This is a genomic window from Rhodococcus sp. GQ147 (genome assembly GCF_059759155.1).
Genome location: NZ_JCAXDU010000003.1, coordinates 58,985 through 72,005, shown reverse-complemented (window position 1 = coordinate 72,005; position 13,021 = coordinate 58,985). Strand labels below are relative to the sequence as shown.

The window sequence follows — 13,021 nt, the reverse complement described above, 5'->3', positions numbered from 1 at the left end:
TCTTCTAGATCGGGGTCAACCGGCTGACGAGCCAACGCCCGTCCTGCTTTTCGAGTTCGACGCGCACCCGACTGCCGCTGCTCACCGCTTCGGGGTTCTCCGAACTCGTCGTGATCTGGTTGAGGAACAGCAGGGTCACAGCGTTGTCGGCGTCGGCGGAGACCACCGACGACGCCTGCACGCTCACCTGCACGCTGATCGCTTTCTCCTTGGCGCCCGGCGCGATGATGTTCTTCATCAGATTCGTGTACTCGTCGCGGAAGTCGCCGGTGAGACCCTCCGCGGCGGTGTCGGTCTGCGCGTCCACCTGGTCGTGGGTGTAGGCGAGCATCGCGACCGCCTGTTCCTCCGCAGCGACCCTTGCCTCCGTCCGTGCCGTCTCGGCGGCGGACTGCTGGACGGTGCCGTAGGCGAGCCATCCCACCAGGACCGCGAAAACCACTGCCACGAAAGACAATCCGATCGCGATGTGTGGCAGGTACGAGGCCTTCGGATCCGAAATCGCGTCCGGGACGGAGGTGTCGGCGGCCGAGGTCTCGGCGGCGGTGGATCCGTCCTTCTCTGCGGTCCCACCGGCCACAGTGTCGTCGGTCGTCTTGTCGAGCGTCACGCGATCGTCCTTCTCGTCGGTCACGGCACGAACTCCACCTTCGACGCCAGCAATCTGCCGTTCTCGTCGCAGATCGTCACCCGCAGACGGAAGTCGCGTGCTTCCGGTTCGGTCTGGTCGGCGTTGCTCACCATCGCGCGGGAGGCGACGAGCGACGACGCGCACGTGCCGTCCTCGTTCTGTATCCCCGCTTCGAGGACCTCACCGGTGGTGTCGACGCCGGCCTGTTGCACGACCTCCACGAAAGGCCCTTCGCGGCCCTCGAACTCGGCCTTGAAATCGCCCGTCGCGCCTTCGAGCAGACGTGCGACGTCGGCGTCGGCGGTATCGGCGTTGATGGTGGTCAGGTTGAGCACCGTCTGCCGCGCGGCCTGCAGGTACGCCTCCCGCTTCTCGTCGCGTTCGTTCGCGGACTGCCTGTCGACGATGAGCCAGGCACCGGCCGCGACGAGCGCGATGACCAGTACGGACGCGATGATCGCGACCGGCTTGGCCCATGCCGGCTTCGTCTTCTTGTCGATCTCGTCTGCCATCAACCCTGCTGCGCCTTCATGTAACTCTCCAAGCTCCGATCTCCACCGAGATCGGCGTGCGTGTACACGGTGCCGTCGGGACCAATGTACGTCCCGGTCTGCGGATCGATCCGTCGCGCCGCGACCCCCGCGGGAGCCGTGTCGTCTCCCCCGCCGTAGGAAGCGGGTGTGGGTGCGACGTTCTCCGAGGCCACCGGTGTCGGCGGTCCGGTCCACGGATTGTCCGAATAGGTAGGGCTGTACCCGGTGCGGCACGTGTCGGGCGTCGGTGCGCGACGGCCCGGGTACTCCATGCACGGTACGTTCCGGGCGCCGCGGACCGCGTTCGGATAGTCCTGTGGCAGTTGACAGAAGATGTCGCCGGGTGTGTCGACCACGGAGGTATCGGCCGGACTGCGCCACTGCTCCGGCGGCACGAAGCCTGCCAGGCACGGCGGCGGATCGTTGACCTGCAGGTGGAAGTCCACCACGGCACCGTCCTCGGGCGGGCCGGCGCCGGCCGCGGTGATCAGGGCCGTCGTCATCGGCGGGTACAGCACCAGGATCTGCTCGATGCCGGCGTTGTAGACCACACCCACCTCTCCGACGCTCACCAGATTCGCAAGCAGCAACGGCAGGGTCGGTTTCAGTTCCTGCAACAGGGATTCGGTTTCGGCAGCGGCACCCGGTCCGACGTCGAGCAGTGCTCGCAGGTCGGGGTCGCTCTCGCGCAGGCGGTCGGTGAAGGTGACCATGTCGCGTGTCCACGACCGGATCGCATCGCTCGTGACCACCTGCGTGTCGAGCAGCGGACCGATCTGGTCGATCAACTGCCGTGTCTCGGCACTGTTCGCCGAGGCCTCCTGCACGAACAGGCGCGTCGAGTCGATCAGTTCCTGCAGTTCGGGTCCGGAGCCGTTGAACGCGTCGAACGCCTCGTCCACCACGGTCTGCAGCCGGGTGTCGCTGATCGAGGCGAGCAACACGTCGGCCTGGTCGAGCAGGGCACCGACCTCCTGCGGCACGCTCGTGCGGTCGATCGGGATCACGTCGCCGTCGGCCAGGCGTTCGCCGCCCGAACCGTCGGCTCGGGGAACGAGATCGACGTACTGTTCGCCGACAGCCGAGACGCTGCGCACCGCCGCGTCCACATCGGCGGGAATCTTCGCGTCGCTGTCGATGGACAGCAACGCCTCGACCCCTGTCGGCGACAGGGCGACGCTCCGCACGGTGCCGACGGTGTTTCCGCGATAGGTGACGTTCGAGTGCGGATACAGACCGCCGGTCGACTGCAGTTCGACGACGATCTCGTACCGTCCGATCCCGAACAGCGCCGGCAACTTCACGTACATCAGCGACATCACGACGAGTCCGACGACCGTGAGGATCGCGAAGATCGTGAGCTGGATGCGGACGAACCGCGTGAGCATCATGGTGCGGGCACCCCCAGGGGCAGGCCGGGAATGGTGATCTCACCGATGCCGGGGATCGTCAGTTTCCCTTCGGGACCGGGAGGCGGCGGCGGGGGTGGTTCGAGCGGTGCGCGGAACGGGTCCGTCGCCTGTGCGGCGAGTCCCGCGTCGCGGCCGAGGATACCTTCCGGGCCGGCGAGGCGTCCCGCGAGCGGCGTCCCGGACAGGAAGTTCAGGTCGAGGCGGTCGAGGGTGAGGTCGATCGTCATCGCGAGGTTCGCGTAGTCGCCGCGGATGATGTTGTTGATGCCCGCCTGCGGGAAGGGATAGGTGAGCAGCACACCGAGCACCTCGGTCAGGGCACTGCCCGAATCGGCCAGGGCCTTCAACGTCGGCGCGAGCCCTTCGAGATTCGCCTTCAGATCGTCGTTCGAGGTCTCGACGATCCGGCTCGCCACGGTGCTCAGTTCACCGAGCGAACTCATCGCGGCGGTGAGGTTCGAACGCTGATCCGAGAGCACCTCCAGCGCGGGTGGCAACTCCTCGAGGGCGCGGACGAGTGTCGCGTTCTGGTCGTCGACGGTCGCGGCCAGCCGGTCCATGCCCTCCAGCGCCGCGATGATGTCGCCGCGCTGCGTGTCGAGGGTGGACACCAGTTCGTCCAGGCGCGGGAGCAGATTCCGGATCGAGTCCTCCCGGCCGACGAGCGCCGCGTTCAGTTCGGTGGTGATGTCGTTGATCTGCGCGAGTCCACCACCGTTGAGCACCACCGACAGCGACGAGAGTGTCTGTTCGGTGGTCGGATACGCACCGGCGCGTTCGAGCGGGATGACGTCGCCGTCCTCGAGCCGGCCCTGCGGGGGTTCGCCGACGGGCGGGATCAGTTCGAGGTGTTGCGACCCGAGCAGACTCGTCTGCCCGATCCGGGCGAGCGAGTTGGCCGGAACGATCACGCCTTCGTCGAGCGAAACCGTCACGAGCGCGTGCCAGCCGTCGAGTTCGATCCCCGAGATCGACCCCACAGTGACGTCGTCGACCCGCACGGGCGAGTTCTGGGTCAGGGTCGTCACGTTGGGCATCTCGATCTGCACCTCGTAGGCACCCTCCCCGCGGCCGGCGCTGCCGGGCATGGGAATCGAGTTGAGTCCGTCCCACTCGCAGGCGGTGAGCGTCGTGCTCACCGCGACCGCGGTGGCCGCGACGCCCAGGCGGCGGAACATCGAGCGGCCGGTCATCGCACTCCTCCCGGCTGCAGCAGAGAACCCAGATCCTGCGGGACCTGCAGCGACGGCAGGCCACCGAGGATCCCGTCGACCGGCGACGCGGTCTCCGAGGACGACGGCTCGGGCGCGGTGCCACGACCTGCCGACGCCTCCTCGAGCCAGGTTTCGGTGTAGACGATGTCGTCGGGGAAGGCCTGCACACCGGCGAGCGGATTGACCAGCAGCGGAAGGTAGTTGGCGTTGATGGACGACAGCACCGGGCCGAGTTGCTGGCGGCACAGTTCCTCGCTGCGCTCGGAGGTCGCGTTCGCGGCGGCCGCGACCGACCCGCACATCCACTCGACGGGGTTGGCGAGGTTGTTGATCGCGAGCGCGCCCGTGAGCGACCCCTGCGCCGGCTTGTAGATGTTGTAGAAGTTCGCGAGGGAGGTCGGGCCGGAGTGCAGCACCCGCTCGATCTCGGGACGTTTGCGGACCAGCACCTCGGTCGCATCGGCCAGCCGCTCCACCGATTCGGTGAGCTCGGCCCGGTTGTCCTGCACGAACCGCTGTACGTCGCCGACGGCGATGTTCAACTCGGACAAGGAGACACCGAGCTGGTCGGAGCTCTGCGCGAGCACGTCCGAGACCGACGCGAGACGACCGCCGAACTGCACGATCTGTTCGTTGCTCGACGAGAGGACCGACACGAAGGTCTGCAGGTTGCGGATCGTCGAGAACAGATCGGTGCGTCCCTCCGAGAGCGTGCGCATCGTGTCCGACAGCTCCCGAAGGGCCTCGCGCACGGTCTGCCCGTTGCCCTCGAGATTCTCGGCCGCGGTGTCGATGAACCGGCCGAGAGATCCCTGCGGATCGAGTTCCTCGGGACCGAGCGCTTCGGACAATCGCATCAGTTCGGTCTTGATCTGGTCCCACTCCACGGGAGAGGCCGTGCGCTGCATCGGGATCGTCGCGCCGTCCTCGATCGTCGGGCCACCCGAGTACACAGGGGTGAGCTGGACGAAGCGCGCCGAGACGAGACTCTGCGCGATGACGACGGCACTCGCATCGGACGGGATCTCGACGCCGTCGTCGACCTTCATCGTCACCTGTACGAGGTCGTCGCGGGGTTCGATGTCGCTGATGCGCCCCACCGAGACGCCGAGCACCCGCACGTCGTCGCCCTCGTACAGGCCGCTGGTGGACGCGAATTCGGCGTGGATCGTGCGTTTGCCGAGGTCCGGCAGGACGAACACGGCGAGGGCGCCGAGCACGAGCACGACGACGGCGCCGATGATCACCGGCACCAGCAGGGGTGGGCGACGGCGGGCGGTCGTCGGGGCGGTATCGGTACTCATTCGCCGTCCCTCTTGATAGTCGGGGGCCCGTCCGGGATCACGTCCTGGAGATCCTCGGGGAGAAGATCGGGCGCGACCTGGCTGTCCACGATGGCCTTCCACCACGGCGCCGGCAGGATGTTGGACACGTAGGCGTTGAAGAACGGTCCGCTGGCGACGGATTCCCCGAGTGCGCTGATGTACGGGCCCAGGCCGTCGAGCGCCCCGGCGATGTTCTCCTTGTTCGCCTGCAGGTTGGCCGTCACGAGGTTGAGCTTCTCGAGTGTCGGTGCCATCTGCGCCTGGTTGTCCTGCACGAGCCCGGTGAGCTGACGTGAGACGGAGGAGATGTTCGCGATCAGTTCGGTGATGGCGTCGCGGCGCAGGCTCAGTTCGCCGAACAGGGCGTTCGCGTCGACGATGAGCGCGTTGACCTGGTCGCTGCGCTCGGCCAGGATGCCCGTCACGCTCTCGGCACGCTCGAGCAGTTGGTGCAACGACTCGTCGCGGGCGTTGATCGACTGCGACAGGCGGGTCATGCCCTCCAGGGCGCCCTGGATCTCGGGCGGGGTGTTCTCGAGGGTTTGCGACAGCGCGTCGAGCGAGTCGTTGATGCGATCGGTGTCGAGTTCGGAGACGGTCGTCGTGAGATCGCCGAGTGCGTCGGTCAGTGAGTACGGCGAATTGGTGTGCTCGATACCGATGATCGAGTTCGGGCGCATCACACCGTCGCCACCGGGGCGCAGCGCCAGCGATTTCCGGCCGAGCACGGTGTTGGTCTTGATGTCGGCTCCGGTGGTGTCGCCGAGCCCGATACCGTCCCGGATGCGGAAACTCACCAGCACGGCCTGACCGTCGAGGCGCACCTCGGTGACGTCGCCGACGTTCACGCCGGCGAGCATGACGTCGTCGCCGGGCACCAGACCGCCGGCGTCCTGGAAGCGCGCCGAGTAGCTCAGACCCCCGGAGAGGAAGTGCAGCTGGTCGTACTGCAGACCGGCGAGAACGATCGCGGCGGACACGGCCAGGCCGATGATGCCCGTCCGGATGTAGTTGGGGTCACGGGGTGCACTCATTCGACCTTCGCACACCTTCCCGTGTCGTGGTTCGCCGTGGTGTACCGGATGGTGGTTCCGTCCGGTCCGGAGAACTTGAAAGTATTGGCACAGAGGAAGAATTGGAAGAAGTTTCCGTATGCACCCACGCGGATGAGCTTCTTGTAGTCGGAGGGCAGGCGTTCGAGCGTGCGGTTGATGTCATCCTTGCCGAGGTCGAGCTGGGTCATGGTGCGGTTCGTCTCGGCGATGACCGTCTGCAAGTCGGGCCGGTTGTTCTGCAACAGCGCGGCGAGATCCGCGGTGCCGGAGGCGATCGGCGGGATCGACGCGCCGATGGGATCACGATCGGCGGACAGCCCGCCCACCAGGGTGTGCAGCTGTTCGATCGTGTTCTCGAACTCGCGGTCGTGATCGTCGATCGTGCCGAGGACGGCGTTGAGGTTGTCGATGACGTCGCCGATCAGCTGGTCGCGGTCGGCGAGTGAGTTGGTGAACGAGTTGGTGTTCCCCAGCAGCGACACGAGCGTGTCGCCCTGCCCCTGGAAGACCTGCAACAGAGCTCCGGAGAGGTCGTTGACCTGCTGCGCGTCGAGGCCCTGCAACAGCGGCTTGAACCCGCCGAGGAGCAGGTCGAGATCGAGGGCGGGTTCGGTCTGCTCGATCGGGATGTTGCCACCGGCGGGCAGGACGTCGACGCTGCCGGCACCTTCGAGCAGTTCGAGATACCGGTCGCCGACGAGGTTCTCGTATCGCACGGTGGCGCGGGTGCCGGTGAACAGCGTGTGCTTCGCATCCACGTCGAACTCGATCTCGGCGGTGTTGTCGAGGCCGATGTCGACCTTCTTCACCGAACCGACCTGCACCCCGGCGATGCGGACCTTGTCGCCGGCACCGAGACCGGAGACGTCCGTGAAGGTGGCCCGGTAGTTCTCGGTGCCGGTGAACCGCGCCTGGCTGAACACGACGGCCAGCCCGGCGAAGATCAACGTCATCGTGACGGCGAAGATCAGGAACTTGACGGTGGTCGCTCTCATGGTCACCGCCCGCCCGCGAGATGGTCGCCGAACAGGTACTGGAAGATCGTCGGGTAGCGGATCCAGGCTTCCGTTGCGGGCTTGTAGGGCGTTTCGCCGGTGTTCGACACGACGAACGGCGCGTGACCGTCGCGGCGCGGGTCGAAGTTCGGCAGGCCCCAGCAGTTCGGTCCGCCTGTCGCGCCGACCACGGGCAGATCCTGGGCGTCGTTGTACGGCGTCGCGCCACCCATGAAGCTGGTGCTCAGCATCAGCGCGGCGTACTCCCCGGTGCCGGCCATCGGTTCGAACGCCACCCGGGCGTCGTTGAGACCGACGATGAAGCAGGTCAATTGCGGCGAGTACTCACCGAGCAGGCCGGTGGTGCGGCTCAGGCTGTCGAGTGCGGTGGTCAACTGTGTTTCGTTCTCCCCCAGGACGTCCCGTCCGGTGTTCGCGAGACCGGTGAGGTTCATCAGTAGCAGATCGAGTTGCTGTTGTTCGTCGACGACGGTGTTGCCGACGTCGATGGCGTTGCCGATCGTGGTCATGAGGTCGGGGGCCGTGTCGGCGTAGACGTCGGTCACCTGCGCAGCCGAGACGAGGTCGGCCTGCAGTTGCGGCAGCGACGGATTCATCTCGGCGAGATACGCATCGGCCTCGGCCAGGGCGGCACCGAGGGCGTCGCCGCGTCCGTTGAGCGCTTCCGACAGCGCGCCGAGGGTGGCGTTGAGCTTCTCGGGCTGGATCTGGGCGAGCACGTCGGACAGGTGCTCGAAGACCGTGTTGAACTCGACGGTGACGTTGTCGGCCGCGATTACGGCGCCTTCCTGCATCGGAACAGAGGACGGATCGTCGGGGACGACGATGTCGACGAACTTGGCACCGAAGACGGTGGTGGATTCGATCGCCACCCGTGCGTTCGACGGGATGAGCTGCATCTGCCCGGGCTGCATGTCGAGATGCAGGACCGCACCGGCCGGTGTGTGCTCGATCGACGCCACGCGGCCCACCTCGACGCCGCGCATCGTCACCTTGGCGTCGGGTTCCATCACCAGACCCGACCGGGTCGAGGTGACGGTGAGCGGGACCGTCGAGGTGAACCCACCGGCGAACATCGTCAGTGCCACCGCGACGATCGCGGCGAGGCCGCCCACGAGACCGAAGGCGGCGAACTTCTTCTTCCACGAAGGAGTGTCCATGTCGCGCGCCCTACCCCGACAGGTTGAAGTTGCCGGTCGCGCCGTAGACGGCGAGCGAGATGAGCAGGGTGACGGTGACGACCGCGACGAGCGAGGCCCGCACCGCGTTGCCGACCGCGACACCCACACCGACGGGGCCGCCACCTGCGGTGAAACCGTAGTAGGTGTGGATGAGCATCACGGCGATCGCCATCACGATGGCCTGGACGAACGACCACAGGATGTCGGTGGGTATCAGGAAGGTCGTGAAGTAGTGGTCGTACACGCCCGCCGACTGGCCGTAGAGCACCACCGTCGCGAAGCGGCTCGCGACGAACGAGGCGATCACGGCGAGCGAGTACAGCGGGACGATCGCGATCATCCCGGCGAGCACGCGCGTGGACACCAGATACGGGATGGACGGGATCGCCATGGTCTCGAGCGCGTCGATCTCCTCGGAGACACGCATGGCGCCGAGCTGGGCGGTGGAGCCGGCGCCGATGGTGGCCGCCAGCCCGATGCCGGCGATCGTCGGGGCCGCGATACGCACGTTGATGAAGGCCGCGAAGAAGCCGGTGAGCGCTTCGACACCGATGTTGCCGAGTGAGCTGAAGCCCTGCACGGCGATGATGCCGCCGGTGAAGAGCGTCAGGAAGCCGACGATCACGACGGTGCCGCCGATGACGGCGAGTGCGCCGGTGCCCATGCTGATCTCGGCGACCAGACGCACCGTCTCCTTGGGGTAGTGCATCAGCGCCCGGGGGACCGTCGCGAGGGCGCGCCCGAAGAACAGCGCCTGCTCCCCCACCCGGTCCACCGTGGACGACGCACGTGTCATGCGCCGAACCGCACGGGGGAAGCGCCAGGACATCACTGCCATGAAATCTCCGCTCCCCTCATCCCGCGGTCAGCTTGATGCCGACGGCCGTGACGAGGAGGTTGACCACGAACAGCGCCATGAACGCGAACACGACCGTCTGGTTGACGGCGTCGCCGACACTCTTCGCTCCACCTTTGACATTGAGACCGAGATAGGACGCGACCAGCCCCGCGATCATGCCGAACAGCCCCGCCTTGACCTGGGAGATCATCAGTTCTCCGAAGCCGGTGAGCAGGGTGATGCCGTTGATGAACGCGCCGGGGTTGACGTCCTGGAGGAAGACCGAGAAGGCGAACCCGCCGAGGATGCCGATCGTGCACACGAGACCGTTGAGCAGTAGGGCAACGACGGTGGACGCGAGCACCCGGGGCACGACGAGACGCTGGATCGGATCGATGCCGAGCACACGCATCGCGTCGATCTCCTCGCGGATGGTGCGCGCCGCGAGATCGGCGCAGATCGCGGTGGCGCCGGCACCGGCGACGATGAGCACCGTGACCATGGGACCCACCTGCGTCACCGCGCCGAGGGCCGCACCCGCTCCGCTGAGGTCGGCCGCGCCGATCTCCCGGAGCAGGATGTTGAGGGTGAAGCTCACCAGAACCGTGAACGGCACCGCGACGAGCACGGTGGGCACGAGCGAGACGCGTGCGACGAACCATGCCTGGTCGATGAACTCGCGCCGTTGGAAGGGGCGACGGAAGGCCGCCCGGGCGGTCTCGCCGGTCATGGCGAACAGTCCGCCGACGGCCCGTAAGGGAACCTCGAGGAGGTCTACCATCGTGTACCCCCTTCGATCCTCACGTCGTCGGCGCGCGGCCGATCGATGGCGTGTGCTGTGACCCGGGTCATATTAACTAGAACGTGTTCACCTGTCAAAGATCCGTCGAGAGGCATCTCGATCCATTTCCGTCCGAACGGACACACGGGCGTCGACCGACGCGCATCGACACGCTCATAAGTGGTTTTACCCTGGGGTTTCGGTGAGATTCTCGACGCCGGGCCCGAGCTCGATCACCTCGGCACGAGAGGCCGTCACGGCCCGATCGGGTCATCGCAGGAGGGGAAAAAATTAGAACACGTACCAGGCCAAAACGCGGGGCCGGGCGAGAGCCGGAGGAACGGCCCGAGTGGGCGTGACGCTACCGGAACCCCGGTGTCCGTCACCCGTCGTTGCAGGATCCCGGCCCGGAGACGAAGACACGGCATCCCCTGCTGTCCCCGAACAGGAACAGCAGGGGATGCCGGAACTACAGATCGAGAGCCGCCGAGGCCGAGAATGTCCGGCCCGGATCACGATCGGCGAAGTAACCGCCGAGCTCGTCGGCGAGCGCTGCGGGGGTCCACTGCCCGTCGGCGTCGAAACGCTGCTCGACGACCGGCGCGGCCATCAGGGCCACCATGGGTCCGTAGACGATGAAGACCTGCCCGTTGACGCGATCGGCCGCCGGGGAGGCGAGATAGGCGACCAGATTCGCGACGTGGTCGGGCGAGAGCGGATCGATGCCGTCGTCCGGCGCGTCGCCGAAGACCGCCTCGGTCATCGACGTGCGCGCGCGGGGGCAGATCACGTTCGCCCGGACCCCGTACCGCTCGAGACCCCGGGCGGCCGAGAGGGTGAGCGCGGTGATGCCGGCTTTGGCGGCACCGTAGTTGGGTTGCCCGGGCGGCCCGAGCAGACCGGCCTCCGAGGACGTGTTGACCAGACGCCCGTAGACGGGGCCACCCTCCTGCTTCGACCGGTCGCGCCAGTAGGCCGCGGCATTGCGGGACAACAGGAAGTGACCACGCAGGTGCACGGCGACCACCGAATCCCACTCGTCGTCGGACATGTTGGGCAGCATCCGATCCCGCGTGATGCCTGCATTGTTGACGACGATGTCGAGACCACCGAACTTGCCGTGCGCCGCGGCGAGCATCGCATCGGCCGTCTCACGCTCGGCGACGCTGCCGGGCACGAACTCCGCCTCGGCACCAAGATCGCGGATCCGCGCGAGGGTGTCCTCCACCGCGTCGTTCTCCACGAGATCGTTGACCACCACCGATGCTCCGGCCCGCGCGAGCGCGAGCGCCTCGGCACGTCCGAGTCCCGCTCCGGCTCCCGTGACGACGGCGACCCGCCCTTCGAGAGACACCCGATCGTCGTTCTCCGCGCCACCGTTGGCGTCCGCACTCATCCACGTACTCCTCGAGATTCGGGCCGATTGCCGGCCGCACGCCGGTACTCTCCCCACCAGGACCCGGGGGCACCGAGAATGTAGAACTTGTTATTTTTCCTGACAAGGGTCGGTGCCGGTCACCGTCCGACGCTCATGCCTCGGCGAGGGCCGCACGCGGGCACTGGGCGACGGCCTCGCGGACGACGTCCTCGCTACCCTCGGGTACGGGATGCGTGACGATCAGCTCGTCGTCGTCGTTGAGATCGAAGACGTCGGGCGCCAGCCCGACGCACACGCCGTTCGCTTCACAGCGGTCGAAGTCGACCTTGACATCCATTCCGGGACCTCGCTTCACATTCGCGCCGACCGATCGAGTCCAGACTAGAACGCGTTCCAATTCTGTGCAATGATTCGCGATGATCCCACAGAGACGATTCGCGGGGACACGCAGCGACGAAACGGAGCGTTCGTGGACATCTCCTACACCCCCGGGCAACAAGCCCTCCGCGAGGAATTGCGGGCCTATTTCGCACAGATCATGACACCCGAGCGCCGCGAGGCGCTCGCGGCCACGACCGGGGAGTACGGCGTCGGCAACGTGTACCGCGAGGTCGTGCAGCAGATGGGCAAGGACGGATGGCTCACCCTCGGCTGGCCCGAGGAGTACGGCGGCCAGAACCGTTCCGCGATGGACCAACTGATCTTCACCGACGAGGCGGCCATCGCCGGCGCGCCCGTCCCGTTCCTCACCATCGACTCGGTCGCGCCGACGATCATGCATTACGGCACGGACGAGCAGAAGGAGTTCTTCCTCCCCCGCATCTCCGCAGGGGAACTGCACTTCTCGATCGGCTACTCCGAGCCGGGCGCCGGCACCGACCTCGCTTCCCTGCGCACCACCGCGGTGCGCGACGGCGACGAGTGGGTCATCAACGGGCAGAAGATGTGGACGAGCCTGATCGCCTACGCCGACTACGTCTGGCTCGCCGCGCGCACCAACCCGGATGTCAAGAAGCACAAGGGGATCAGCGTCTTCATCGTGCCGACCGACACTCCCGGATTCTCGTACACCCCCGTGCACACCATGGCCGGTCCGGACACCAGCGCCACCTACTACCAGGACGTACGCGTCCCGGCGTCCGCACTCGTCGGCGAGGTCGACGGCGGCTGGGCGCTCATCACCAACCAGCTCAACCACGAACGGGTCGCGCTCACCTCCGCCGGCCCCGTGCGCACCGCACTGACCGAGGTCCGGCGCTGGGCGCAGGAGACGCATCTGCCCGACGGGCGACGGGTGATCGACCAGGAATGGGTCCAGATCAACCTGGCACGCGTCCACGCCGAGGCCGAATACCTGCAGCTGATGAACTGGGACATCGCCTCGAGCGCCGGCACGACCCCGCTCGGCCCGGAGGCCGCCTCCGCCAACAAGGTGTTCGGAACCGAATTCGCGACCGAGGCCTACCGGTTGCTCATGGAGGTCCTCGGACCCGCGGCGACTGTACGGCAGAACTCGGCCGGCGCGCTGCTCCGCGGACGGATCGAACGCATGCACCGCAGTTCCCTCATCCTCACCTTCGGTGGCGGCACCAACGAGGTCCAGCGCGACATCATCGCGATGACCGCTCTCGGCCAGCCGCCCGCCAAGCGTTAGAAA

General features: G+C 66.9%; 13 protein-coding genes. 1 reads left to right on the top strand and 12 read right to left on the bottom strand.

Translation table 11 applies throughout. The features are described 5' to 3' along the window. Positions 1-4: 4 nt before the first annotated feature. From AC6CID_RS04795 to AC6CID_RS04740, 12 genes are all read right to left on the bottom strand, one after another. Positions 5-634, bottom strand: coding sequence for a twin-arginine translocation pathway signal (locus AC6CID_RS04795; protein ID WP_217580183.1), 630 nt, complete (start codon positions 632-634; stop codon positions 5-7). Then, entirely contained in the window at positions 631-1,143 is a 513-nt protein-coding gene (locus tag AC6CID_RS04790; RefSeq protein WP_006551890.1) for an Rv1363c family protein, read from the bottom strand. The genes AC6CID_RS04795 and AC6CID_RS04790 overlap by 4 nt, the downstream gene beginning before the upstream one ends. Continuing rightward, on the bottom strand, positions 1,143-2,555 hold the full coding sequence (locus AC6CID_RS04785) for an MCE family protein (protein WP_217580184.1): 1,413 nt from the start codon (positions 2,553-2,555) through the stop codon (positions 1,143-1,145). Before AC6CID_RS04785 ends, AC6CID_RS04790 begins: the two co-directional genes overlap by 1 nt. Further along, complete coding sequence (locus tag AC6CID_RS04780) at positions 2,552-3,769, bottom strand: MCE family protein (RefSeq protein ID WP_024102958.1); 1,218 nt, start codon at positions 3,767-3,769, stop codon at positions 2,552-2,554. Before AC6CID_RS04780 ends, AC6CID_RS04785 begins: the two co-directional genes overlap by 4 nt. Continuing rightward, complete coding sequence (locus tag AC6CID_RS04775) at positions 3,766-5,094, bottom strand: MCE family protein (RefSeq protein WP_019290088.1); 1,329 nt, start codon at positions 5,092-5,094, stop codon at positions 3,766-3,768. The genes AC6CID_RS04780 and AC6CID_RS04775 overlap by 4 nt, the downstream gene beginning before the upstream one ends. Next, positions 5,091-6,149 (bottom strand): MCE family protein, encoded by a 1,059-nt coding sequence (locus AC6CID_RS04770; protein ID WP_019290089.1) that lies wholly within the window; start codon positions 6,147-6,149, stop codon positions 5,091-5,093. Before AC6CID_RS04770 ends, AC6CID_RS04775 begins: the two co-directional genes overlap by 4 nt. Continuing rightward, complete coding sequence (locus AC6CID_RS04765; protein ID WP_498353643.1) at positions 6,146-7,165, bottom strand: MCE family protein; 1,020 nt, start codon at positions 7,163-7,165, stop codon at positions 6,146-6,148. Before AC6CID_RS04765 ends, AC6CID_RS04770 begins: the two co-directional genes overlap by 4 nt. 2 nt (positions 7,166-7,167) lie before the next feature. Beyond that, on the bottom strand, positions 7,168-8,346 hold the full coding sequence (locus AC6CID_RS04760; protein WP_498353642.1) for an MCE family protein: 1,179 nt from the start codon (positions 8,344-8,346) through the stop codon (positions 7,168-7,170). 10 nt (positions 8,347-8,356) lie between these two features. Beyond that, positions 8,357-9,205: an MlaE family ABC transporter permease gene (locus tag AC6CID_RS04755; protein ID WP_024102955.1), complete on the bottom strand. Its 849-nt coding sequence runs from the start codon at positions 9,203-9,205 to the stop codon at positions 8,357-8,359. Between the two features lie 16 nt (positions 9,206-9,221). Then, entirely contained in the window at positions 9,222-9,986 is a 765-nt protein-coding gene (locus AC6CID_RS04750) for an MlaE family ABC transporter permease (protein WP_006551898.1), read from the bottom strand. 469 nt (positions 9,987-10,455) lie between these two features. After that, entirely contained in the window at positions 10,456-11,382 is a 927-nt protein-coding gene (locus AC6CID_RS04745) for a 3-oxoacyl-ACP reductase (protein ID WP_006551899.1), read from the bottom strand. A gap of 133 nt (positions 11,383-11,515) precedes the next feature. Further along, on the bottom strand, positions 11,516-11,701 hold the full coding sequence (locus AC6CID_RS04740; protein ID WP_006551900.1) for a ferredoxin: 186 nt from the start codon (positions 11,699-11,701) through the stop codon (positions 11,516-11,518). Positions 11,702-11,833: 132 nt separating this feature from the next. On the opposite strand from AC6CID_RS04740, the gene AC6CID_RS04735 reads away from it, so the two are divergent. Beyond that, positions 11,834-13,018, top strand: a complete 1,185-nt coding sequence (locus AC6CID_RS04735) for an acyl-CoA dehydrogenase family protein (protein ID WP_006551901.1) — start codon at positions 11,834-11,836, stop codon at positions 13,016-13,018. The last annotated feature ends 3 nt before the right edge of the window (positions 13,019-13,021 follow it).